Source organism: Fervidibacillus halotolerans (genome assembly GCF_026547205.1).
Lineage (GTDB): Bacteria > Bacillota > Bacilli > Bacillales > Caldibacillaceae > Fervidibacillus > Fervidibacillus halotolerans.
This window is the reverse complement of sequence record NZ_CP106877.1, coordinates 1,007,205-1,030,866: the sequence shown is the minus strand read 5'-3', so window position 1 is coordinate 1,030,866 and position 23,662 is coordinate 1,007,205. Positions and strand designations below refer to the sequence as shown.

The 23,662-nt window shown below is 38.3% G+C and carries 21 protein-coding genes; 4 read left to right on the top strand and 17 right to left on the bottom strand.

The genetic code is table 11. The features are described from left to right. Window positions 1-23: 23 nt before the first annotated feature. A complete protein-coding gene (htpG, locus tag OE105_RS04840) occupies window positions 24-1,904 on the bottom strand; it encodes a molecular chaperone HtpG (protein ID WP_275421609.1) in 1,881 nt (626 codons plus the stop codon). Window positions 1,905-2,259: 355 nt separating this feature from the next. Between htpG and OE105_RS04835 the strand changes: the two genes are divergently transcribed. Further along, a complete protein-coding gene (locus OE105_RS04835) occupies window positions 2,260-2,985 on the top strand; it encodes an NAD-dependent protein deacylase (protein WP_275421608.1) in 726 nt (241 codons plus the stop codon). A gap of 225 nt (window positions 2,986-3,210) precedes the next feature. Here the strand turns inward: OE105_RS04835 and OE105_RS04830 are convergent, their stop codons facing one another. From OE105_RS04830 to OE105_RS04810, 5 genes are all read right to left on the bottom strand, one after another. Continuing rightward, entirely contained in the window at window positions 3,211-5,130 is a 1,920-nt protein-coding gene (locus tag OE105_RS04830; RefSeq protein WP_275421607.1) for a BglG family transcription antiterminator, read from the bottom strand. Between the two features lie 80 nt (window positions 5,131-5,210). Then, complete coding sequence (locus tag OE105_RS04825; RefSeq protein WP_275421606.1) at window positions 5,211-6,599, bottom strand: glycoside hydrolase family 1 protein; 1,389 nt, start codon at window positions 6,597-6,599, stop codon at window positions 5,211-5,213. 23 nt (window positions 6,600-6,622) lie between these two features. Continuing rightward, entirely contained in the window at window positions 6,623-6,928 is a 306-nt protein-coding gene (locus OE105_RS04820) for a PTS sugar transporter subunit IIA (RefSeq protein ID WP_275421605.1), read from the bottom strand. Window positions 6,929-7,014: 86 nt separating this feature from the next. Beyond that, window positions 7,015-8,304, bottom strand: a complete 1,290-nt coding sequence (gene celB, locus OE105_RS04815; protein ID WP_275421604.1) for a PTS cellobiose transporter subunit IIC — start codon at window positions 8,302-8,304, stop codon at window positions 7,015-7,017. 19 nt (window positions 8,305-8,323) lie between these two features. Further along, window positions 8,324-8,638: a PTS sugar transporter subunit IIB gene (locus OE105_RS04810; protein WP_275421603.1), complete on the bottom strand. Its 315-nt coding sequence runs from the start codon at window positions 8,636-8,638 to the stop codon at window positions 8,324-8,326. Window positions 8,639-8,867: 229 nt separating this feature from the next. On the opposite strand from OE105_RS04810, the gene OE105_RS04805 reads away from it, so the two are divergent. After that, window positions 8,868-9,122, top strand: coding sequence for a hypothetical protein (locus OE105_RS04805; RefSeq protein WP_275421602.1), 255 nt, complete (start codon window positions 8,868-8,870; stop codon window positions 9,120-9,122). Between the two features lie 203 nt (window positions 9,123-9,325). Here the strand turns inward: OE105_RS04805 and ltaS are convergent, their stop codons facing one another. The 4 genes from ltaS to OE105_RS04785 all read right to left on the bottom strand — a co-directional run bounded on the left by ltaS (window position 9,326) and on the right by OE105_RS04785 (window position 13,689). Beyond that, on the bottom strand, window positions 9,326-11,263 hold the full coding sequence (ltaS, locus tag OE105_RS04800; RefSeq protein WP_275421601.1) for a lipoteichoic acid synthase: 1,938 nt from the start codon (window positions 11,261-11,263) through the stop codon (window positions 9,326-9,328). A gap of 498 nt (window positions 11,264-11,761) precedes the next feature. After that, a complete protein-coding gene (gene arsC, locus OE105_RS04795; protein ID WP_275421600.1) occupies window positions 11,762-12,187 on the bottom strand; it encodes an arsenate reductase (thioredoxin) in 426 nt (141 codons plus the stop codon). Window positions 12,188-12,210: 23 nt separating this feature from the next. Continuing rightward, the gene (gene arsB / locus OE105_RS04790) at window positions 12,211-13,284 is read right to left on the bottom strand and encodes an ACR3 family arsenite efflux transporter (RefSeq protein WP_275421599.1); all 1,074 of its coding nucleotides are present in this window, start codon (window positions 13,282-13,284) and stop codon (window positions 12,211-12,213) included. A 51-nt stretch (window positions 13,285-13,335) separates the two neighbouring features. Further along, complete coding sequence (locus OE105_RS04785) at window positions 13,336-13,689, bottom strand: ArsR/SmtB family transcription factor (protein ID WP_275421598.1); 354 nt, start codon at window positions 13,687-13,689, stop codon at window positions 13,336-13,338. A 200-nt stretch (window positions 13,690-13,889) separates the two neighbouring features. On the opposite strand from OE105_RS04785, the gene csaA reads away from it, so the two are divergent. Further along, window positions 13,890-14,219 carry a chaperone CsaA gene (gene csaA, locus OE105_RS04780; protein WP_275421597.1) on the top strand — a complete coding sequence of 110 codons (330 nt, stop codon included), beginning with the start codon at window positions 13,890-13,892 and terminating at the stop codon, window positions 14,217-14,219. Window positions 14,220-14,275: 56 nt separating this feature from the next. Here csaA and OE105_RS04775 read toward each other — a convergent pair whose 3' ends face one another. Continuing rightward, on the bottom strand, window positions 14,276-15,202 hold the full coding sequence (locus OE105_RS04775; protein WP_275421596.1) for an alpha/beta hydrolase: 927 nt from the start codon (window positions 15,200-15,202) through the stop codon (window positions 14,276-14,278). A gap of 434 nt (window positions 15,203-15,636) precedes the next feature. On the opposite strand from OE105_RS04775, the gene clpB reads away from it, so the two are divergent. Further along, a complete protein-coding gene (clpB, locus tag OE105_RS04770) occupies window positions 15,637-18,243 on the top strand; it encodes an ATP-dependent chaperone ClpB (protein ID WP_275421595.1) in 2,607 nt (868 codons plus the stop codon). A gap of 192 nt (window positions 18,244-18,435) precedes the next feature. Here clpB and OE105_RS04765 read toward each other — a convergent pair whose 3' ends face one another. The 6 genes from OE105_RS04765 to hpaE form a co-directional block, all read right to left on the bottom strand. Next, the gene (locus tag OE105_RS04765; RefSeq protein WP_275421594.1) at window positions 18,436-18,996 is read right to left on the bottom strand and encodes an O-acetyl-ADP-ribose deacetylase; all 561 of its coding nucleotides are present in this window, start codon (window positions 18,994-18,996) and stop codon (window positions 18,436-18,438) included. Window positions 18,997-19,123: 127 nt separating this feature from the next. Continuing rightward, complete coding sequence (locus OE105_RS04760; protein ID WP_275421593.1) at window positions 19,124-19,513, bottom strand: 5-carboxymethyl-2-hydroxymuconate Delta-isomerase; 390 nt, start codon at window positions 19,511-19,513, stop codon at window positions 19,124-19,126. A gap of 93 nt (window positions 19,514-19,606) precedes the next feature. Further along, window positions 19,607-20,353, bottom strand: coding sequence for a fumarylacetoacetate hydrolase family protein (locus OE105_RS04755; RefSeq protein WP_275421592.1), 747 nt, complete (start codon window positions 20,351-20,353; stop codon window positions 19,607-19,609). After that, window positions 20,350-21,138, bottom strand: a complete 789-nt coding sequence (locus OE105_RS04750; RefSeq protein WP_275421591.1) for a fumarylacetoacetate hydrolase family protein — start codon at window positions 21,136-21,138, stop codon at window positions 20,350-20,352. Before OE105_RS04750 ends, OE105_RS04755 begins: the two co-directional genes overlap by 4 nt. Window positions 21,139-21,158: 20 nt before the next feature. Further along, window positions 21,159-22,088: a 2,4-dihydroxyhept-2-ene-1,7-dioic acid aldolase gene (hpaI, locus tag OE105_RS04745; RefSeq protein WP_275421590.1), complete on the bottom strand. Its 930-nt coding sequence runs from the start codon at window positions 22,086-22,088 to the stop codon at window positions 21,159-21,161. A gap of 7 nt (window positions 22,089-22,095) precedes the next feature. Next, window positions 22,096-23,619 (bottom strand): 5-carboxymethyl-2-hydroxymuconate semialdehyde dehydrogenase, encoded by a 1,524-nt coding sequence (gene hpaE, locus OE105_RS04740; RefSeq protein ID WP_275421588.1) that lies wholly within the window; start codon window positions 23,617-23,619, stop codon window positions 22,096-22,098. Window positions 23,620-23,662 lie beyond the last annotated feature (43 nt).

Below are 23,662 nucleotides of genomic sequence, written 5' to 3'. Positions count from 1 at the left end.
AGCCGTTAAAATGAGAATGATTTTTAAACCATCACTTTACACATATCGATCGTAAATTCCACTGGATCTTCCACTTGCAATCCTTCGATCAGCAAAGCTTGGTTATAAAGGAGTTTCGTATAAAGGGCGAGCTTTTCTTTATCCGTTTCAAAGGCTTTTTTCAGCGATTGGAATACTTCGTGATTCGGGTTGATCTCCAATACTTTTTCCGCTTTCACCTTTTGGCTATTCGGCATGCTGTTTATAACCTTTTCCATTTCAATTGTAATTTCCCCTTCCGTTGAGAAGCAGACAGGATGGGTTTTTAACCGTTTTGATGCTTTTACGCTTTTCACCTTGTCTCCTAAAACTTCTTTCATGTAAGCAAACATTTCTTTATTTTCTTCTTCTTGTGATTCGTTTTCTTTTGACTCATCTTCCGTTTCAATGCCTAAATCATCGCCGGATACGGATCGGAATTCTTTTTCTTTGTATTTCACTAACATTTTAATGGCAAATTCATCGATATCTTCTGTGAGATATAAAATTTCGTATCCCTTTTCCAAAACGAGTTCAGTCTGTGGTAATTTTTCAATCCGATCAATCGACTCTCCCGTCGCATAATAAATATATTTTTGATCTTCAGCCATGCGGGAAACGTATTCGTCTAGTGTGACGAGTTTCTTTTCCTTTGATGAATAGAACATTAATAAATCTTGTAATATATCTTTATTTGCACCAAAATCGGAATAGACACCAAATTTCAATTGTCTACCAAAGGCTTTATAAAAGGTTTCATATTTTTCCCGTTCGTTTTTCAGCATTAATTCGAGTTCCCGCTTAATTTTATTTTTAATATTTTTCGCAATGAACTTTAATTGCCGATCATGTTGCAACATTTCCCTCGAGATATTCAACGACAAATCTTCCGAATCGACCATTCCTTTTACAAAACTGAAGTAGTCAGGCAATAGATCCGGACTTTTTCCCATAATGAGGACACCATTTGAATAGAGCTCCAGTCCCTTTTCATATTCAGGGGTGTAATAATCGTAAGGAGCCCGTTCCGGAATATATAAAATCGCTTGATAACGAACGGTACCATCTACAGATAAATGAATATGTTTTAACGGTTTGTCAAATCCATATCGTTTTTCATTGTAAAAATTGATATAGTCGTCATCCGTTAATTCGTTTTTGTTTTTCCGCCAAATGGGAACCATACTGTTAATAATTTCTTCTTCCTTATATTCAACATATTCGTCGCTACCTTCCTCTTTCGGTTTATGCTTTGTGACATCCATTTTAATCGGGTAACGAATAAAATCTGAATATTTTTTCACGATTTCTTTTAATCGCCATTCTTCGAGAAATTCATCAAAATTGTCATCTTCCGTATTTTCCTTTAATTTTAAAATCACTTCCGTTCCGACATCAGCTTTATCACATGGTGAAATGGTGTATCCTTCAGTTCCTTCCGATTGCCATTCGTATGCTTGATTTTCCCCAAAAGCCTTTGATTTGACTGTTACCACATCACTAACCATAAAGGCTGCATAAAAACCGACACCGAATTGACCGATGATGTCAAACCCGTCTTTCATTTCATGTTCCTTTTTGAAAGAAAGGGAGCCGCTTTTTGCAATGGTACCGAGATTCGTTCCCAACTCTTCCTTCGTCATACCAATTCCCGTATCTAAAACGGTTAACGTCCGATTTTCTTTATTCGGGATAATTTTTATGTAATATTGATCTTTATCAAAGGTTAACGAGTCATCTGTTAACGCTTTGTAATAAATTTTGTCGATCGCATCGCTGGCATTTGAAATTAACTCCCGTAAAAAAATTTCCTTTTTCGTATAAATGGAGTTGATCATCATTTCCAATAGTCGTTTCGATTCCGCTTGAAATTGTTTCTTTTCCATGGCGTTCACTCCCCTTTTCAAAAATAGGTCATAGATTTAGCACTCTGAATAATCGAGTGCTAATACACATTTTGTCATATCATATATTTTTCGTTCTGTCAATGATCTAAGCTGAAGATGGTTCGATTTCAAGGAGGATAATTAACATTACCAATAAACAGGTCCAACGGTACGAACAAATAACCGTTTTTGTAAAATATGAATTATTGATTTTTCGATTCTTTTTATTCATACTAAAGATGGAAGGTTTTTCAAGGTCCATGTAAAAAATTCTAATTCATTCCAATCTTTTTAGATGTGACCTATAATAGGTCGCTTTTTTCAATGCTTTTCATTTTCAACGGGGGTGACATCGATGCAATGGAAACATTGGCTTCTCGATTCAAATTACACCGTCGTCTTTACCGGTGCAGGCATGTCAACAGAAAGCGGGTTGCCTGATTTTCGCTCGAAAAAAACAGGACTATGGAAGAAAAAAGCTCCGGGAAAAATTGCTTCCATCGATGCATTAAATCACAATGTGGAAGAGTTTATTGAATTTTACAGAGAACGGGTTTTGGGAGTAAAAGAATTTGGTCCCCATAAAGGACATCACATTTTAGCAGAATGGGAGAAAAAGGGATTGGTTCAATCGATTATTACTCAAAATGTCGACGGATTCCATCAACAAGCAGGAAGTGAACAAGTAATCGAACTACACGGTACGTTGCAAAAACTTCATTGTGAGTCTTGTGGAAAAGAATACGATAGTGAACAATACGTTCATAAAGACTATTACTGTACTTGCGAGGGAATCTTGCGTCCATCCGTCGTATTATTTGGTGAGCCACTGCCTCAAGATGCATTTCAACGGGCTTTGGAAGAGTCACAAAAGGCGGAATTGTTCATCGTCCTCGGCTCATCCCTTTCCGTTACACCAGCGAACCAGTTCCCATTGATTGCAAAAGAAAGTGGAGCGAAATTAATGATTGTGAATATGGAATCGACTTCCTTTGATATGTATGCAGATGTAGTCATTAATAAAGAAAAAATTGGCGACTTTTTAAATGAATGGAATCGAGGAATTCAAACCACTCACTGAAAAAACCCGACCGAAACCGGCCGGGATTTTTTCTACTCTTCTTTCTTCCCCTTTCATTATATCCGTGTAACGAATAGCAAAATAATTCATAGAAATCTTCAAAAATATCCCCTTGGACTTTTCCACATGATTTTTCCTAATTGTGAATCGGTGATTGTTTAAATAAGCTAAAACTCTTTTCTTGTGATTAATTCATCCAATCTTAACGCAAAATCCCCATCATGTTTATCTTAATTCTTTTTCCAATAATATTTTCATAAATGTTTCATAGGATTTAGCTTTAATTAATTTATCAACGATTTCGGAATGATCGATAATATGAATCATCAGATTGTACATTTCTTGTAAATCTTCCTGACTATTCTTTTTTACACAAAGCATGCAAACGAGTTGAACGGGCTTCCCACTCCATTCAATTGGTTTTTCTAAGGTACAGACGGCCATAAAGGTTTTCTCCGTCTTTGGTGTGATCGGATGGGGAATGGCAACTAAGTTCCCAAAGGAAGTCGGTGCTACATTCTCCCTTTCGTATACCGATTCGAGAAAGGTCTCATCCACTAGTCCTTTTTTCATTAATTCATCATTCAAAAATTGCAAAACTTCCTCTTTCGTAGAAAAGTTTTGTCTTAAAAACATAAATTCCCTGTAAAAATAATGTTGTAACGGTTGGTTTTTTTCAACGATAAACGTTTCGATTTTTTTCAAATCTTGTTCACCTAAAACGGCATTCACTTCAATGACCGGAATCGAAAAGGATTCTTCAATTGGAATGGAACTTACGATAAAGTCAAGATCCCGTAAATTCATATCATGTAAATTGTAATATTCGGTCGTCCCCACGACTTCCAAATTATTCCCAAAATACGCCTTTAGTTTATAATATATCAATTGGGCGGTTCCAAATCCGGATGCACAGACGACGATACATCGCTTCGGACCCGATTGCATCTTTTTCCGTTCGATCGCAGCGCCGATATGTAAGGCGAGATAACCGATTTCGTTTTCGTCAATTTCTGTTCCGGTTAATTCCCCAATGGCACTACCGGCAATGACTGCTGCAGAAAAGGCAAGGGGATAGTTTTTCTTAATATCCGAAAGCATCGGATTCCGTATATTCATCCCAAACTTATAGCGATTAATCGCTGGTTTTAAATGAAGACTTAACCCAAATATCAATTCTTGATCGAATCGGATGCCAAGCTGGAGTTCGTTTTCAATTTGATCCAAGGCAAAACGTACGATATCATATATTTCATCGTCAATCATTTCTTTTACATTTTCCGTCGTGTTCGTCACTACTTTCGTTCCCATTAAATGGATGGCGATATAAGCAACTTCAATGGTTGGAAATTGAATGTGGAATGTTTTTTCGACTTCTCTTGCAATTTCTGTAGCGACGACATATTCCCTTTGTTGTTTAATCGATTGGACATCTGTTTTATAAAGGGTGACGTAATGGCCACTTTTTATTCGTTTGAAAGCGATTTCGATATGAATCAATAAATTATTTAGAGCAATATCGGAAAGTAAAATTTTATGTTTTTTAATTTGTTTCAATATAATCTGTTGGATCATGTCCATTTCTTTTTTGTCGATCGTTGTATTTGAAAAGTTCTGTAGGTGGATTTTTTTTCGATCAAATATATATTCCGCCATACAAAATCGCATTTTTAATTCAGAGCCAACTAATTTCATCCCGTAATTCGGTTTGGATTGTAATGAGAGATTATATTCTTTTAAAATATTCTTAACCGTTTTAAAATCATTTTGAATGGTCGATTTGCTAATATACAATTCGTCTGCCAAATCTTCCATTTTCATATAATCTTCACTTAACAACAGACGGCGCATAATATAATGAATCCGTTCCTCAGGCGTTTTCGGGATAGCCACTGTCGATTTATTAGAAATCGATTGCAACATTTTTCGAAAGGGAGCGTCTTCATGGATTTTAAGTTCGTATCCCTTTCCCATCGTCGATTTTATCTCGGCTCCGTGTTCAGATAGAAAGGATGATAGCCTTTTAATATCTTCCCGGGTAGTCCTCGCCGTTACTTGATTCAACTTTGCTAAATAAGATGCGGTTAAGGGTTCCTCTGCTGTCATCAATTCTTTTAATATCGTCATAAACCGAGTATTCAACATTCATCCCTCCCTTCAAACTAGGGAAAGGTTCTGATCCTTCTCGACCAGAACCTAAGCTCCGTTTAATTTTTTACTACTTTTTAAAAACCATTGTTATGGGAAACTTGTTTAAACCAAAGGGCACTTTTCTTTAACGATCGTTTTTGTGTCGTAATGTCGACGGAAACGAATCCGTACCGATTTTTATATGCGTTACACCAAGACCAATTATCCATAAATGTCCATAAATGGTATCCTTTGCAATTTGCCCCTTCTTCAATCGCTTTATGCAACCATTGTAAATGACCTTTAATAAATTCAATCCGATAATCGTCATGAATCATTCCATCTTTTAAGAAGCGTTCTTCATTTTGGACACCCATACCATTTTCAGAAATAAACGATTCGATATTTCCGTAGTTTTCTTTTAAGTTTATCATTATATCATAAATTCCCTTTTCATAGATCTCCCAACCGCGATATGGATTCATTTTCCTTCCAGGCATTTCGTAATTGTCGAAAAACCAATCAGGCATAAAGGGACTATACGGGTTTGGCAAATGTTCTTTTGCCTTTACTCGTCGCGGTTGATAATAGTTCACGCCTAGGAGATCGACCGTATGATTTTTAATAAATTCCAAATCCCCATCTTGTACGACAGGCAGTTGTCCATGCTCCCTTAAAATTTCGATCAATTCCTCAGGATACTCTCCTAAAACAGCCGGATCGAGGAAACTTCGATTAAAGAATAAGTCTGCAATTCGTGATGCTTTCAAATCATACGGATTTTGACTTCTCGGATAAGAAGGGGTTAAATTTAAAATAATCCCGATTTTACCATCACTGACCTTTTCCTTCCGAAATCTTTCAATCGCTTTGGCACTGGCTAGGACCGTATGGAAAGCCACTTGTGCAGCCTTTTTAAAATCAACGATATTCGGATAATGGAAATCGTATAAATACCCACCTTCAACGGGAACAATCGGTTCATTAAATGTAAACCATTTTTTCACCCGATTACCGAAAAGGCGGAAACAAATTTCAGCATAATCCGCATATGCTTCTACAACATCCCGGTTTTCCCAACCACCTACTTGTTGGAGTTTTAAGGGCATATCAAAATGAAATAAATTCACAAAAGGTTCAATACCGTTGTCGATTAATTCATTAATTACGTTATTATAAAAAGTTACTGCTTCTTCATTTACTTCGCCCTTTCCATTCGGAATTAATCGGGACCATGAGATGGACATTCGAAAGGAATTATGGCCAATCTCTTTCATTAATTGGATATCTTCTTTATATAAATGGTAAAAATCTGATGTTTTTTCAGGTCCGACATTTTCAAAAAAACGGTTCGGTTCTTTTTTATACCAATAATCCCAAATATTCGGTCCCTTCCCACCTTCATTGGCCGCACCTTCAATTTGGGTTGCACTTGTAGCACTTCCCCACCAAAATCCCTTTGGAAATGTATATTCATTTGCCATTAAAACCACTCCTTGTAAAATTGTTATTTGTTGCGGTACAATTCAACAAATTCTGAAGCTAAGTCCCGTACTGTCATGGCTGTCATTAAATGGTCTTGGGAATGAATGAGCATAACATTTACATCAATTCCATTGCCCTTTGCCTCTTCTTGTAACAATTTTGTTTGATAACTATGGGCCTTTCCAAGCTCTTCCCCTGCGTCATCGATTAACTGATCTGCCTTTTGAAAATTTCCGTCCTTCGCTTCTTGAATGGCCTCCATGGCACTGGAACGGCCGTTTCCTGCATGTAATATAATTTGAAAGGCAATTTCTGTGATTTGATCCATTATATTCACTCCAAACTACTCTTCGTATGTTTAATTGAAGATGGCCCCATTCAAGGAGCCATCTTTATATATTTGTTTCAATCGATTTATTTATGTTGTATACCACTTTTTTCAGTTTCATAGTAACTTTTATCTAAGATTTTCAAAAATGGCCACCAAATTCCCATTACAACAAGTAAGTTGAATATTTGTAACACGGCCCCTTGCCATGCGTTTCCTGTCGCTAAAAATCCGCTAAGTCCAATCGGTGTCGTCCAAGGTACGATAATCCCTGCAGGTTTCGGAACAAGTCCCGTCGACATGGCAAAATACGTAATAATCGTTATGACAACTGGAGCAAGTAACCAAGGGATTAAGACTAACGGGTTCATAATAATTGGAAGACCGAAAATGATCGGTTCGTTGACGTTAAATATACCAGCCGGTCCACCGAGTTTACCTAATTCCTTGATTTGTCGGCTACGACCAATTAAGAAAATCAATACGACAACAGCCAACGTCATACCTGAACCACCCATTCCAACGAGGAACGTATCGATAAACTGTTTTGTAACGACGTTTGGAAGTTCCGTACCCGCTTGGAATGCTTGGTAGTTTTGGTCATTTAACGCATACCAAATCGGGTCAAATACTGAGTTAATAATAATTTGACCATGAAGACCGAAGAACCAGAATACTTGAATTAACAAAACAGCTACTATCGTCGCCGCCAGTCCGCTTCCAAGTTTTGTTAACGGTTGTTGGATAATGGTATAAATAAAGTTTTGAACTGTTTCATAAGAAGTCAAGCTAAACAAAATCCGTACAACTAAAAAGATAGATAAGGTCATGGCAATCGGTATCAATGCGCTAAAGGATTTGGAAACCGATCCAGGTACACCGGCAGGCATTTTAATGGTCCAATTTTTCTTTACGAAATACCGATACAATTCTGCTGCAAAAAATGCTGTGAAAATTCCTAAAAACATTCCTTGAGCACCGAGAATAAATGTTGGAATTACACCGGATACACCATCGAGTTCTTGAGGATTTAAAATAAGGAAAGAAACAAGTGCGACAACCCCTCCGTAGATTGGCTCTAATCCGTAATGCTCCGTCAACTTATACCCTATGCCTACAATAGCAAACAAACCGATAATTCCTAGCGTAGCGCTAGATGCTGGACCTAAAGCAGTTCTGTAAGCTGTTAGTGCATCTTCACTTAAAACTTTATCTAAAAACGGGAAATTCGCGATAACTACAAAGATGGAACCAAAAATAATAAATGGTAAAGCGATCATAAATCCGTCACGTAAGGCAGTCAAATACCGGTTATTATTCAACTTATCTGCAATCGGTAACAATACTCTTTCTAAATAATTCATTAATTTATTCATTGGAACTCCTCCTGACCTCTCATTCATTTTCGCCCATTAAATTAATGGCAAGCTTCAAAACTGCTTCTCCATCGATTCTTCCGTATGCAATTGGATCGATCACTTCTAACGGTATTCCTTGTTCCTGTGCAATAGGTTCAAATTTTCGTTTCATAAATCGCATTTGTGGACCAATTAAAAGGACATCTGCTTTTTTCATTTCGGTCATCACTTTATCTTGAGCAACCGCCCAAATTTCCGCTTCTATTTCTTTTTGCTCAGCAACTTCTTTCATCTTTGACACTAACAAGCTCGTCGACATACCTGCAGAACAAGCTAATAAAATGCGTTTCATTTGTTCGTCCTCCCTTTTTAACTTCATTTGCATTTCATCTTTCCTGTATCCATGGTAGGCTAAAACCGTTTTCATTTGTACATAATGTTTTTCCGTCTTAAGGAGGAAACGGATAATCATTTTCCGAAAGGTACAAAACTTAAATATCGAATCTTTTTAAAAAGGGTTTTTTTTCCTACTATGAGAATGATAAAATATAATCAAAAAAGGACATTCGAGGAGGGGTCGTATGGAGTGGGCATTGATTCCCATTGTTTTTATCATCGCCGTATTTTCTCCGGCTATCATTGGCATTATTACGGATCACAAAAGAAAAACATTAAAATTAAAAAATGAAATGTTAAAAGAAGAAGTGAAATTGGAACAGATAAAACATGAAAACTATTTGTTAGAAACGGAAAAAATGCGATTAGAATTGGAGAAAATGCAGTTGGAAAATAAAACTCGGGGATTGTGTTCAACAGACGAGAAGATTATAAAATAAGGAGTTACTTTTTTTTACCGATTTTTTACGAATTCTATTTCATCATTAACGGTCGTAAATAGGGGGTGGAAAATGGGAATTGGATGATCGATTGATATACATATGGGAAATTAAGTACAAATTTTGCATTTCGAATGTTTTACAAACAAAACGAAAACCCCAGATACAGGAAAGATGTATTTTCCTATATTCTGGGGTTTCAATTATTCACTATCTTTTTTGTAATTTATGGTTTTTTTGTCGACGGGTTCAAAACCATCTGGTGTGTAAAATCGTAAAAGATCACCATTTACCACTTGATCAGACAAATGTAACTGTTCTTCCACCAGTTGTTTTAATTCCTTACTATAATCAAGTAACGAATCATCTATTTTTTCTCCCGTAATTGGGTCATAAAATTTTCCATCTACCGAATACACTTCTGGACTGACGAAATCACCATTTCTAAAGGCGACAAGTTCCTTATGATTTTTGGATAAAAGATCGGTTCCAAAATGGATATAATCGCTCGTATCGACACCTAGCAAATGAAGAACCGTTGGCAACAAGTCAATTTGTCCACCGTACGTATGAATCGTTTTTCCTTCGAGACCTGGCATATGGATAATTAATGGGACTCGTTGTAAATCCGCACTTACCGTTGGCGTTACTTCTTCTCCAAGTACAGTTTCCATCGCTTCATTATGGTTTTCAGAAATGCCGTAATGGTCACCGTATAAGATGAAAATGGTATTTTCGTACAATCCTGCCTCTTTTAAGTCGTTGAAAAATTGTTCAATGGCTTCATCAGCATATCGGGCCGTTTGAAAATAATTGTCGACCGATTTATCTCCAGTTACATGTTTTCCAATGGTAGCTAAATTTTCATCTAATTTATACGGATAATGGTGAGTTACCGTTATAAATTTCGTGTAAAAGGGCTGTGGTAAAGTCTTTAAATATTGAATGGATTGGTGGAAAAACGGTTTATCCATCAAACCGTATTCCGCTAAATCCTCTTCCAGTTGAACTTGGAAGTAATCGATATCGTAAAAGTGCTCGAATCCAAAAGATTTATAAATTTCGTTACGATTCCAGAAACTACCGGAATTTCCATGGAAAACAGCAGAAGTATACCCGTAACTACTTAAAATGGCTGGAGCTGCATGATACGTATTTCTACCTTTCGTAATAAAAGCAGCCCCTTGAGGCAATCCATACAAGGAATTATCCAACATAAATTCCGCATCCGCTGTTTTCCCTTGAGCAGTTTGATGATAAAAATGGTCGAAATACAGGGAATTCGGATCCTTCGCCAATGAATTTAAGAATGGAGTTACTTCTTCACCATTTAATTTGTAATCAATCAGGAAGTTTTGCATCGACTCTAAGTGGATGTATATTACATTTTTCCCTTCAGCAATTCCGAAATATTCCGGATTTGGTTCCGCATAATTCGATTTCGTATAGTTGATGATTTTTGTTATATCACTGCTGTCGGCCAACACCCGTTGTGCGGAGGCTTTCGTACTTTCCACCGCATCATAAATCGTATAATTGTACATTCCTAAATATTTGACGATATAATTTCGGTCAAATCCCCTCGTCAACAATTGGGGTCGATCGGATTCAGCTAAACCGAGATTTAAGCAAGAGATACCTAAAGCGAGTGAAATAATGGCAAATACTTTTTTTCTTCCCAACTCAGAGGTCGGCATTTTGAAAAACTTCAATATAACAAGCAATAGCAAAATAACCCAATCGATGAAAAACAGAAAATCATACGGTCTCATTAACGCAGGAACACTGCCGCTTACATCGCCGAAATTTTGTGTTTGGAAAATAGTCGGTAACGTAATAAAATCATCAAAAAAACGATAGTAGACAACATTAGCATATAATAAAATCGATAAAAATAGGTCGATGATCAAAAGCACAATGTATTTTTTTCGCCCTTTAAACAAAAAGGCAATACTTAAAAATAGGATCGCTGAACCGAGAGGATTAATGAACAGAAGAAATTGCTGTAAAATCCCCTCCACCCCTAAATGAAACTGGGTGATTTGCGTAAAATACGTTTTCATCCAAAGAAAAACAACGGCAATTGTGAAAAAAACGAAAAATTGATTTGAAAATATTTGTTTTTTTGAAAAAGGATACATATTCACACCATCTTTCTTTACAATAACCCATTCGTATATATTATATTATTCGATTTATGGGTAAAGACAAATTTGTATATGAAATTTCCCTTAAATAAGCATACGAAAAATCGCTGAACTTATGAGTATTCTATATGATTTTTTTACTATGAAACTAAAATCATCTTTACATTTAACTAAATATACTACATTATTTAAAGATGTCAAGGTGGGGAAAACTTATTAATATGTACATATTTCATCCATTTTCCCCTCTCATGTATATTTGACGACTGAACGGAAAAAAAGTTTCATATTTTTTCATTATCAAAAATTCCCATGGTTCTATGCAACAAAAATATAGAATCTTGTAATAAAAGCAGTTCCATCATATTGGAAGAAGTTTACATAAAAAAGCTTAAAGAATGTCAAGTTACAACATCCTTTAAGCTTGAATATACCTATATGCACAAATGAATGATCGGACTATCTCGTTTTATGTAATTCCTTTTCTTCGGATCAATAAGTAAATTCTTCGTTTTTTGCAAATTGATAAAAACGTTCACCAATTTCATCTCTAACACGTCGAAACACTTTTAAAACCTCTTCTTCCGATCCGGTAGCTTTTGCTGGATCATCAAATCCCCAGTGAACTTTTTTAACGTGGGGTGGTGTCATCGGACAACGTTCATCAGCATCGGAACAAAGGGTAATAACAAGATCAGACTGATTTAAATAAGTCGGATCGATTACTTCCGATTTATGGTTGGAAATATCGATTCCTATTTCTTTCATAACTTTAACTGCCTTTTCGTTTAATCCGTGAGCCTCTATTCCAGCACTCCGGATAATCCATTTGTCGGATAAATATTTCTTTGCCCATCCTTCTGCCATTTGGCTACGGCAGGAATTTCCCGTACATAATAAATACATTTTTTTCTTCATTTTCACATTACCTCCTTATTTTATTAAGAAACAGCTAGTTCCCCTTTTGAACTTTCTGGAAACCAATGTCGAGTATTGTTTGCAATTTTCACTAACATAAGCATAAGGGGTACTTCCGTTAAAACACCAACCGTCGTCGCTAAAGCAACAGGAGAATCCATCCCGAACAAACTTACAGCCACTGCAACAGCAAGTTCAAAGAAATTCGAAGAACCAATCATCCCAGCAGGTGCAGCAATTGGATGGGGCAATTTCATCCATTTTGCACTTAAATAGGCAATGAAGAAAATAAAAACGGTTTGAATGGTCAAGGGAATGGCAATCAATAAAATGTGTAGTGGAGATTGTAAAATAATATCCCCTTGAAAGGAAAAGAGCAAAATTAACATGAGCAATAATCCGACCGTCGTTACCCCATCAAATTTCGGTAAAAATTCATTTTCAAAATAGTCGAGACCTTTCCTTTTCGTCACGTACATTCTCGTCAATACCCCTCCAAAAAGCGGAATGACGACGAAAAGAATGACGGATAAAATAAGCGTATCCCAAGGAACGGTGACATCACCAATATTCAGTAAAAATTTGACGATTGGAATAAAGGCAATCATAATGATTAGATCGTTTGTCGCAACTTGAACGACGGTATACGCTGCGTTGCCTTTCGTTAAATAGCTCCAAACAAATACCATCGCAGTACACGGCGCAGCTCCGAGTAATACCGCACCCGCCAAATATTCTTTGGCTAAATCCGTCGGAATCAACTGATCGAAGACGATGTAAAAAAAGAATGCCGCAAAACCAAACATCGTAAAGGGCTTAATTAACCAATTGACGACCCACGTTAAATACAATCCCTTTGGATTTTTCCCAACATCTTTAATACTTTGGAAATCAACTTTCATCATCATCGGATAAATCATAATCCAAATAAGGATAGCAATCGGAATCGACACATTCGCATATTCAAATTTCCCTAAAAATTGGGGGATCGCGGGCAAAAATTCACCAATCAATACGCCACCAACCATACAAAGGGCGACCCAAACGGTTAAATATTTTTGGAATATACCCATACTTGCTGTCGTATTTTCTGTCATGTCCTTACACTTCCTTTATTTAATTCATTTTCTGTAGAAATTAAAATAAGACTATTTCCTTAACATCGAATCCTCACTCACATTGCACTGGACGTTCGAATTTTTGATTATCTCGAATTGGTCGGGTAATGAATCAAGGATATTTTTAACAAACGGATAATATTCACATGCCGAATTAATGGAATAATGAACCCATTGGCCCTTCTTTTCTTCCTGAATTAATCCGAGATCTTTTAGCTTGCGAAGATGTTGACTAATGGCAGGCTGACTAATATTGAACAGCTCGACAAATTCACAGACGCATAACGATCGAGCTTCCAGCATTTTCATCATCGTAAGTCGATTTCTCTCCCCGAGTAATTTTAATATTTTCGATGCCTGCTCCATACTTATTGATGGTTTCATCACTGACCCTCCTTCCATACGTATATTACTATATAATTAAATACTTATATAAGCAACGGTTTTTATCATTTCTTTACAAATAATTTACTTAACATAATACATTTATTGTTCTTTATATTTTTTTAAAAATATATTAGTAATTCTTTTCTTTTTTTGACAATTGTGATAAATTACGAATAAAACGAATTGGAGGGTAGCCTATGGCAACGATTGATGATTTTTTAAAATTGGATCTTCGAATCGGAACAATCATCCATGCAGAACCTTTCCCTGAAGCTCGAAAACCGTCCATAAAAATGCAAATCGATTTCGGAGACTTAGGCATAAAACAATCATCTGCACAAATAACAAAACGATATGAGGTGGACAAGTTAGTTGGACGACAGGTAGTAGCTGTAACAAATTTCCCGCCGCGAAGAATCGCCGGTTTTAAATCAGAAGTATTAGTCCTTGGCGGAATACCGGAGGAAGGGGATGTGGTATTATTAAAACCGGATGAGCCAGTAAAAAACGGCACGAAAATTGGCTAAATCGTGCCGTTTTCCTTTTTCTATCCATGAAGGTGTTAAAGGAAAGATGAGATTTGTTATTTTATTTGATTTTCGATCCAATGGAAAATATGTTCATAAACGTCTTCCTTATTTAATTCATTTAACATTTCGTGTCGACCCTTTGGGAAAAACATGCTTTGAATATTCGTTAAACCGTTTTTTTCATATTGACGAATCACTTTTTTGACACCCTTTGTATTTCCTCCTACAGGATCCTGTTCACCACTGAAAATAAACATCGGAAAATCGTTCGGGATCTTTCTAATGTTTTCATCTTGATGAATCGTTTCTAAACCGGTGAAAAGATCGTAAAAAAATCCAGAGGTGCATGTAAATCCACAAAATGGGTCGTTCATATACGTTTTTACAATTTCTGTATCCCTAGTTAACCAAGCAAAAGGTGACGAATCGTCCTTAAATTTTTTATTATAGGAACCGAAGATGAGTCGTTGGATCGTCGGACTCTCGGCCATCCTTCCCCTTTTTTTAATTTCCCGTTTAGCAATCCATTTGCCAATTTTACCACCTATTCTGGGATTTCCACCAGTGCCGGAGATGATGGCACCGTGTATGCTATTTGCATATTTTTGAATATATCTTCTTACGAAAAAGGAGCCCATACTATGCCCCATTAAAAAAATACGAGCTTTAGGAAACTCCTCCTTAATCATTAAATTTACCGCACGTAAATCATCCACTGCCCGTTCGAATCCTTCTTCATCCGCTAAATACCCGAGCCGCCCCTCCTTTTCTCCCGTTTTCCCATGTCCTCGATGGTCATTTCCAACGACTAAAAATCCTTTAGTAACAAAAAATTTTGCGAATTCGTGATATCGTTCGATATGTTCGGCCATTCCATGGGCGATTTGTATAATAGCTTTCGGCTTTTGAGTGGATTCCCACGATTTTATAAAAATTTCTACCCCATCATCAACTTTTAGCCAACGGGTTTTTTCCTCCATCCTTTTCACCCCATTTTTTCTTTGAAATAAGTGTAAATCCCTTTCGAAAGCTGGAAATCATAAGAAAAAATTGCACGAAGCAAACGTTAAAATTGATGAATCCTTTATACCTTTATATTTTCGACAAAGGTTTGATTTTTCCCTGTTAGCAAACTTGAATCGACTATAAGGAAAAACGAGGTGAAGTAACGAAATGAGTCTTTTCAAATCATGGGATATTTTTTTCAGGATTTACGAAGAGAATTCAAACGTTTCTGATTCCTTTTTCATTTATTTTTTTAAACTTTTTTCTATGACCAATTCTTTCATTTGGCAAAAAATGATTCCAATTTTAACTTGGACATATGCTCTATTCTTTTTCCTTTTGCATATTAAAAAAAGGTGGAATATAATAAAGTATAAAGGTCAAATATAGTCAAAAGGAGCAGTTACGTATGGATCTGAATCGAATGACGGAACGATTGCAAAACGGAATAATGACAGCCCAATCGATCGCTATTCGAAATAATCATCAGGAGATCGATGATGTCCATCTATTCCTCGCTTTTCTTGAAGATGATCAAAACATCCTCCACTCCATTTTTCAAAAATTGGATATGGATGAACAAACCTTTCAAGTCGATTGTCAAAAGCTTTTGAATCAAAAACCACAAGTGACCGGGACGGGTGTTGAACAAGGAAAAATTTATATTACGAATCAGTTTCAACGGCTACTGACAGAGGCCGAAAAATGGATGGAATCTTTCCAAGATGAATATATCTCCGTCGAACATGTTATTTACGCAGCTGTCAAACTTCAAACACCCGTCGGAAAACTTTTCAAACAACAAGGTGTAACGGAAAACAAACTTTTGTCAGTAATCAAAGACATTAGGGGGAATCAAAGGGTGACAACGCCAAATCCAGAAGCAACATACGAAGCATTAAAAAAATACGGCAGGGATTTAGTGGAAAAAGCCAAATCGGGTAAAATGGATCCGGTAATTGGCCGTGACAGTGAAATTCGCCATGTAATTCGAATCCTTTCGAGAAAGACGAAAAACAATCCGGTTTTAATCGGTGAACCGGGTGTCGGAAAAACGGCGATTGTAGAAGGATTAGCCCAGCGGATCGTTCGAAAAGATGTTCCGGACGGTTTGAAGGATAAAACCATTTTCGCCCTCGATATGAGCGCTTTAGTTGCCGGAGCCAAATTCCGGGGAGAATTTGAAGAACGATTAAAAGCGGTTTTAACAGAAATTAAGAAAAGTAACGGTCGGATTCTTCTTTTTATCGATGAATTACATACGATCGTCGGTGCGGGGAAAACGGAAGGTGCGATGGATGCTGGAAACATGTTAAAACCGATGTTGGCCCGAGGAGAATTGCATTGTATCGGTGCAACGACGTTAGATGAATATCGCCAATATATCGAAAAAGATAAAGCATTGGAAAGGCGATTCCAACAAGTACTCGTTCAAGAGCCGACTGTGGAAGATACGATTTCCATATTACGGGGATTAAAGGAACGTTATGAAATTCATCACGGGGTCAAAATCCATGACCGGGCTTTAGTCGCTGCCGTCACCCTTTCCGATCGTTATATTTCCGACCGATTTTTACCGGATAAAGCGATCGATTTAATGGATGAAGCTTGTGCCACCATTCGAACGGAAATGGACTCGATGCCGACAGAACTGGATGAAGTAACGAGAAAAGTATTGCAACTAGAAATTGAAGAAGCGGCATTAGAAAAAGAAAAAGATATAGCGAGTCAACAACGACTGGAAGCTTTGCGAAAAGAGTTAGCGGAACTTCGAGATGAAGCGAATGAAATGCGTGCACGTTGGCAATTGGAAAAAGAAGGACTTCAAGCGGTTCAAGAAAAACGGGGAAAATTGGAAAAACTACATCGCGAATTAGAACAGGCGGAAAATGAATATGATTTGAACAAGGCAGCAGAGCTTCGCCACGGACGCATTCCTGCCTTAGAGAAGGAATTGAAAGCCCTAGAGGAGCGGGTCAATCAAACGGGAAATGACCGGTTATTACGTGAAGAAGTGACGGAAGAAGAAATTGCTGAAATCGTTGCTCGCTGGACGGGAATCCCTGTTACAAAACTCGTCGAAAGCGAACGGGAAAAACTATTAAGGTTAGAGGCAATTATCCGAAAACGGGTGATTGGACAAGACGAAGCAGTAAGCCTCGTTACCGATGCCATTTTACGTGCCCGAGCCGGTATTAAAGACCCGAAAAGGCCGATCGGTTCCTTCCTTTTCCTCGGCCCTACGGGTGTCGGAAAAACCGAATTAGCAAGAGCACTCGCCCAAAATTTATTCGATAGTGAAGACCAAATCATTCGAATCGACATGTCGGAATATATGGAAAAACATGCCGTCAGCCGTTTAATTGGTGCACCTCCAGGATATGTAGGATTTGAAGAAGGAGGTCAACTAACGGAAGCGGTACGTCGAAAACCGTATTCTGTCGTTTTATTTGACGAAATTGAAAAGGCCCATCCGGAAGTATTTAATATTTTGTTACAAATGCTCGATGATGGACGAATCACCGATTCCCACGGACGAACCGTCGATTTCAAAAATACGGTCATTATCATGACATCGAATCTCGGTTCCCAACACTTACTGGAAGGAGTAAAGGATGGGGAAATTGTTGATGAAGCGAAAAATGCGGTCTTTGATCAATTACGCCTTCATTTCCGACCAGAATTTTTAAATCGGATCGATGAGGTCATTTTATTTAAACCGTTAAGTTACTCGGTTATTAAGCAAATCGTCGTTAAATTAATGAAGGAATTGGAAGGAAGACTTTCCAATCAGCAAATTCGACTGGACGTAGATGAAAAGGCGATGGAATTTATCGCCGAACATGGATTTGACCCTGTTTATGGTGCGCGTCCGCTAAAACGATATATTCAACGGGAAGTAGAAACGAGATTAGCAAAAGCAATTATATCAGGGAATATCCATGAAAACCAACAAGTAACCATTACCGTTGAAAATGGAGATCTTTTTATTAAAAGCAGTGAATCGGCAAATTAAGAAAATCCCGCTCATACACATGAAAGGGGCCGTTCAAAAAATACAGCCCCTTTCCTCATGCCTTTCATTTCTGTGGCGACGCTTTCTGCGGGCACGCCTAGCCTTTTCGACTAGCACCCTTCGCAGGGCTTCGGCTCGTGTTGTACCCTAAGGAGTCGCCCGCACCTTCCCTCATCAACCGATTCTTTTCATTCAAACATTTTCCATCAGTCTTTCCAACGTCTGTTTATATATGTTGTAATCCTTTTCGGAAAATAACACCATGTACACATCCCCGAATGTTTCCTCTTGCAAAAATTGGATGATTTCCTTTAAGGCGATTTCGGCTGCCATTTCAATGGGAAACCGATACGCCCCTGTGGAAATGGATGGGAAGGCGATGCTATGTAATCCTTTTTCTTTTGCTAACAAAAGGGAATTCCGATAACAATGAGCGAGCAATTTCCCTTTTTCATCCACATCCTTCCCGTCCCAAATCGGTCCTACGGTATGAATAACGAATTTTGCCGGTAACTCGTATCCCTTTGTCATAACCGCTTCACCAGTCGGTAAATATTCTCCTTTTAATTGTTCTTTACGGATTACTTTGCATTCATCTAAAAGCTTCGGACCTGCAGCTCGGTGAATCGCCCCGTCCACTCCTCCCCCTCCGTACAATGTTCCATTCGCCGCATTAACGATACAATCGGTTTTTACTTTCGTTATATCCCCGCTTATCAATCGTAAACGGTTTTTCTGAATATGTACTTCCATTGAAACAACTCCCTTTTCTCATTCCCTTCTTTTATTTATCGTACCATAAAAAAGGAAATTTTAGGCAACGGAACATAACCCCTTTCGATGTTTATTTTGGAAGATTTTATCCTTATTTTTCAATCGATTAATTTTGATCTTGATAGCGGGAATGAATATTGTTCCATTTATAGGTCGGATAAATGAACTCGTATACTTCCATTGAAACAGCTAACGACCGTCTTTCATATACGTCTTGTAAATGCTTTTTCATCACCGCAAACACTGCATCTGCTATTTGTTTTCTCTCTTTCTCCGTTCTTCCTTTACCGATTTTTAAGGTGGCATGAATAAAGGCATCATCTTCCGTTCCATCAGCAATAACATAATCTTTCAATTCAATCGCCCGCGATCGAAGTCCACCAATTGGAACAATATTAGAAAAGGTGAGTAAAGTCGTATTCACTTTTTTTAATAGGGTTGGAATATTCGCTTCTTCCTTAATGTTATCTGTATACTCCAAAATAAAATGAGGCATATCGGTCCTCCTTTCCGATTTAGATCCTGCCCTCAATCATTCGATGATACGCTATATACATGTATGAAACCATTACGAGGGAATGCTTTATTGCTACCGATTTTCTGCTACAACTCGATTGACGAGCCTTCCAATTCCTTCAATTTCCGTCACGACCTCATCCCCTACCTTCGTATCAACGGCCCCTTTAGGCGTACCGGTCAAAATCACATCCCCCGGCTGTAATGTAAGAAATTCACTTAAATAGGTAATGATTTGGGGAATCGAGAAAATCATATTCGACGTACTTCCTTCTTGCACTAAGTTACCGTTAATAAAGGTACGTAGTGTAAGTTGCATCGGATCGGGGATATCTCCATGGTCAACGAGCCAAGGACCGATTGGTGTTGACCCATCTCTATTTTTCACACGGAAATTAGGTCGATAATAATTTTCCAAATAGTCCCGAAATGCATAATCATTGGCTATCGTATATCCTTTCACATATTCATAAGCGTCTTTTTCGGCGATCCCCTCCCCCCTTCGACCGATGACAACGGCAAGTTCACATTCATAATGCATAAAAGTTACATCTTTTGGACGGATCGTTTCCTGTAAATGCCCGATGAGCGTATTTTTTCCTTTCAAAAAAACAAGTGGTTCGGAAGGAGGTTTGAAAGATAATTCTTTTGCATGGTCTGCATAATTTAATCCAAGGGCAAAAATCGTGTTTGCTTCAAATGGGGGTAACCAATGAACGTCATTTTCCTTAACCATCGTACCGGTATCTGTAAAAATTTTTCCTTCCTTTTCAAAAACCGTTCGAATGATTCCCTCATATAACACCCTTCCTTGCTTCATCCCTTTTCTCCTTTCCAAAGGGATTCATCCATGAGTTCATTTTCCAATCGACCGATTCCTTCGATTTCCACTGTAACCACGTCCTTCCGTTTTGCTAACGGTGCATTTTCTGGAATACCGGTTAATAATACATCTCCTTCTTCCAATGTCATAAAATCTGTTATCCTCTCAAGGAGAACATCGAATGTTTGGACCATATTTCCAGTATGATTTTCCAACTTCAAATCACCATTGATCAATACTCGAATTTGTAATCGGTCCAATCGATCGAATGCTCCTATATCAACAATCCACGGACCAATTGGACAAAAGCCGTCTCGAGCAATTTCCTTTATCGCAGGGCGGTAAAAGTTCTTATGGGGAATTTGTACATCGTTGGCAATAATCAATCCTTGGATGTACGAGCGAGCTTCCTCTTTTTTTACTCTCTTCGCCCGTTTTCCGATTACAAAGCCAAGGGAAGGACCGACCATCACTGAAGAATAATGTCTTGGAACCGGTATCGAACTTTTATGAGCAATGAGTGTATTCCCAGGCTTCATATACAAAACTGGGCTTTTCGGTGGATGAATATACGGTGGTTTGTACATGGATGGTTCAAAGGATTCATAAACCCCTTTATAATTGAAAAGAATATTGTAAACGGTACCTGTTATTGGAACATCGAAGGAGACGGATTGAATTGGAATCGGCCCCTGAACGGTCCTAATTATCCCCCTTTTCCAATCGAGGAGAGCCGATTCCATTCGATCCATCCCTTTACGCTTGAACCAAATTCGTTTCACGAACGATTCCCCTTCCTGAATTACATGTCAAATGTGTTTTGAACGTCCTTCCCATATTCAATTAATGTTTGATGGATTTCCTTTAACACTTCTTTTGAAGGAAGTCCCATCGGCGGTCTTAGCACCGGTTCAATTTTCCCCATCATACCGAGGGCAGCCTTTACTGGAGCAGGATTCGTGTCTTTAAACAATACATCGTTCAGTTTCATTAATTCGAAATGAAGGTTTTGCGCCTTTTCTAGATTTCCTGACTCCCACGCATTATGCATCTCAGCTACTTTTTTCGGTTCGACGTTAGCCGTAGCAGAGATGGAACCTGCACCACCGATCGCCAACATCGGATAGCAAAGTAGTTCAATACCGGAGTACAATAAGAAGTCCCGACCACAATACAGGAGGACTCGATTGACATGCTCAAAATCTTTGTTTGATTCTTTCACACCGATAATATTTGGACAATCTTCTACTAATCTAGCTAATGTGTTAACTTCTAAATTCACCCCTGTCCGCCCGGGAATGTTATAGACGATAATTGGAAGATCGACAGAATCAGCTACCGTTTTAAAATGATTGTAAAGTGCCTGTTGATTCGGCTTATTATAATATGGGACGATCACCATCGCTGCATCGGCCCCCATTTCCTGTGCCACCTTCGTTAAATGTAATGTTTCGGCCTGATTCACCGACCCGGTACCGGGAACAAAAGGAACCCGACCATCGATCGTTTTTACCGCGTTTTCCATAACGGTGATTCGTTCGTCTACCGTCAATGAACTCGGTTCTCCGGAAGTACCTGTAACAGAAATCCCATGGGTGCCATTAGTAATTTGAAATTCTATTAATTCCCTCTGTTTGTCTAAATCGATCTCATAATTCCGTTTAAAAGGCGTAACCAATGGGGCAATCGATCCCCGTAATCGTTCTTTCGCCTCTACATATTTTCCTTTCAATTTATCCTTACCCCCCACTATTTTTTCCAAATTGAGGAATACGGTGGTTACCAACTGCAACGTGAATGATTTGGGTTTCCGTATAAAAATCAAAGGCATAATGGCCACCTTCTCGACCAATTCCACTATATTTGGATCCTCCGAAGGGGATTCGTAAATCTCGTACATTTTGGGAATTTAACCAAACCATTCCTGATTCCATCATTTGTGCAATTTTATGCCCCCGCTTTATGTTGTTTGTCCATACGTAGGCGGCTAAACCGTATTTCACATCATTTGCCATTTCGACTACTTCTTCCTCTGTTTGGAAGGTTAACACGGCCATCACTGGACCAAAAATTTCCTCTTGAACGACCCGCATCTCATTTTTTGCCTGAAGCAAAAGAGTCGGTGGTACGAAATTTCGATCGCTAAACGGTTCTGGAACATCCCCCCAAAAAAGTTCGCACCCTTCATCTTCCGCCAATTGGATATAGTTCATCACCCGATCGTAATGTTCCTTCGTAATAAGCGGTCCCACTTCCGTACGATCATCTAACGGATCACCAACAACGATGTTTTTGACCCGTTCCTTTAATTTCGTTAAAAATAAGTCGGCGATACGTTCATGAACGTATAATCGGGAATTGGCTGTACAACGTTCCCCATTGAAGGAAAATACACCCCAGACGGCCGCATCCAACGCCCGATCAAGATCCGCATCTTCAAAAACGATAATCGGCGATTTTCCACCAAGCTCCATTGAAAATCGTTTTAACGTATCCGCTCCATTTTTCATAATTTCCGATCCGGTTGTCGTTTCACCGGTAAAGGAAATGATTTGGACGTCCGGGTGGCGGACGAGGGCGGCTCCAGCTGTTTCCCCATAGCCATGTACGACATTAAACACTCCCTTTGGAAGACCCGCTTCATCGATGATTTCGGCTAAAAGATTAGCCGTAAGGGGAGACCATTCCGCGGGTTTTAACACGACCGTATTCCCCGTAGCCAACGCTGGGGCGATCTTCCACGTTTCTAGCATAAACGGAGCGTTCCAAGGTGTAATCAATCCTGCCACACCGACCGGTTTTCGGACGGTATAGTTGATAAATTCATCATCGACTTGGTATGCCTCACCGTATAAATGGGTTTTAACCATATCTGCATAAAACCGAAAATTTTGTGCAGCCCGCTCGACTTGCTTTTTCGTCTGTTTAATCGGAAGACCCGTGTCTAAACTTTCCATCAAGGCGATCTCTTCCACTCGGGCTTCGATTAATTCACCAATTTTATACACGTATTTCAAGCGTTCCTTTTGTTTTTCTTTTCCCCATATTTGGAAAGCTTTTTTCGCCGCCGTTACAGCTTTGTCTATATCCCTTTCATCCCCTTTTGCAACGGTATTCAACGGCTCGCTTGTAAACGGGTCAATATTTAAAAAAGTATCTTTTGAATCGGCTTCAACAAACGATCCGTCGATATACAATTTCACATCGTTTAACGAGTTTTTTAACGACGACCGATGATTTTCAACCTTTTGCTTTTCCATCATTTCTCTACCTCCATTTTTCGGACGTGAAAAGAAAAATCGAATG

What these genes read in the sequence shown, in the direction of transcription:
- htpG (WP_275421609.1), bottom strand. Translation starts at nt 1,904, where the DNA reads ATGGAAAAGAAACAATTTCAAGCGGAATCGAAACGACTATTGGAAATG.
- OE105_RS04835 (WP_275421608.1), top strand. Translation starts at nt 2,260, where the DNA reads ATGCAATGGAAACATTGGCTTCTCGATTCAAATTACACCGTCGTCTTT.
- OE105_RS04830 (WP_275421607.1), bottom strand. Translation starts at nt 5,130, where the DNA reads ATGTTGAATACTCGGTTTATGACGATATTAAAAGAATTGATGACAGCA.
- OE105_RS04825 (WP_275421606.1), bottom strand. Translation starts at nt 6,599, where the DNA reads ATGGCAAATGAATATACATTTCCAAAGGGATTTTGGTGGGGAAGTGCT.
- OE105_RS04820 (WP_275421605.1), bottom strand. Translation starts at nt 6,928, where the DNA reads ATGGATCAAATCACAGAAATTGCCTTTCAAATTATATTACATGCAGGA.
- celB (WP_275421604.1), bottom strand. Translation starts at nt 8,304, where the DNA reads ATGAATAAATTAATGAATTATTTAGAAAGAGTATTGTTACCGATTGCA.
- OE105_RS04810 (WP_275421603.1), bottom strand. Translation starts at nt 8,638, where the DNA reads ATGAAACGCATTTTATTAGCTTGTTCTGCAGGTATGTCGACGAGCTTG.
- OE105_RS04805 (WP_275421602.1), top strand. Translation starts at nt 8,868, where the DNA reads ATGGAGTGGGCATTGATTCCCATTGTTTTTATCATCGCCGTATTTTCT.
- ltaS (WP_275421601.1), bottom strand. Translation starts at nt 11,263, where the DNA reads ATGTATCCTTTTTCAAAAAAACAAATATTTTCAAATCAATTTTTCGTT.
- arsC (WP_275421600.1), bottom strand. Translation starts at nt 12,187, where the DNA reads ATGAAGAAAAAAATGTATTTATTATGTACGGGAAATTCCTGCCGTAGC.
- arsB (WP_275421599.1), bottom strand. Translation starts at nt 13,284, where the DNA reads ATGACAGAAAATACGACAGCAAGTATGGGTATATTCCAAAAATATTTA.
- OE105_RS04785 (WP_275421598.1), bottom strand. Translation starts at nt 13,689, where the DNA reads ATGAAACCATCAATAAGTATGGAGCAGGCATCGAAAATATTAAAATTA.
- csaA (WP_275421597.1), top strand. Translation starts at nt 13,890, where the DNA reads ATGGCAACGATTGATGATTTTTTAAAATTGGATCTTCGAATCGGAACA.
- OE105_RS04775 (WP_275421596.1), bottom strand. Translation starts at nt 15,202, where the DNA reads ATGGAGGAAAAAACCCGTTGGCTAAAAGTTGATGATGGGGTAGAAATT.
- clpB (WP_275421595.1), top strand. Translation starts at nt 15,637, where the DNA reads ATGGATCTGAATCGAATGACGGAACGATTGCAAAACGGAATAATGACA.
- OE105_RS04765 (WP_275421594.1), bottom strand. Translation starts at nt 18,996, where the DNA reads ATGGAAGTACATATTCAGAAAAACCGTTTACGATTGATAAGCGGGGAT.
- OE105_RS04760 (WP_275421593.1), bottom strand. Translation starts at nt 19,513, where the DNA reads ATGCCTCATTTTATTTTGGAGTATACAGATAACATTAAGGAAGAAGCG.
- OE105_RS04755 (WP_275421592.1), bottom strand. Translation starts at nt 20,353, where the DNA reads ATGAAGCAAGGAAGGGTGTTATATGAGGGAATCATTCGAACGGTTTTT.
- hpaE (WP_275421588.1), bottom strand. Translation starts at nt 23,619, where the DNA reads ATGATGGAAAAGCAAAAGGTTGAAAATCATCGGTCGTCGTTAAAAAAC.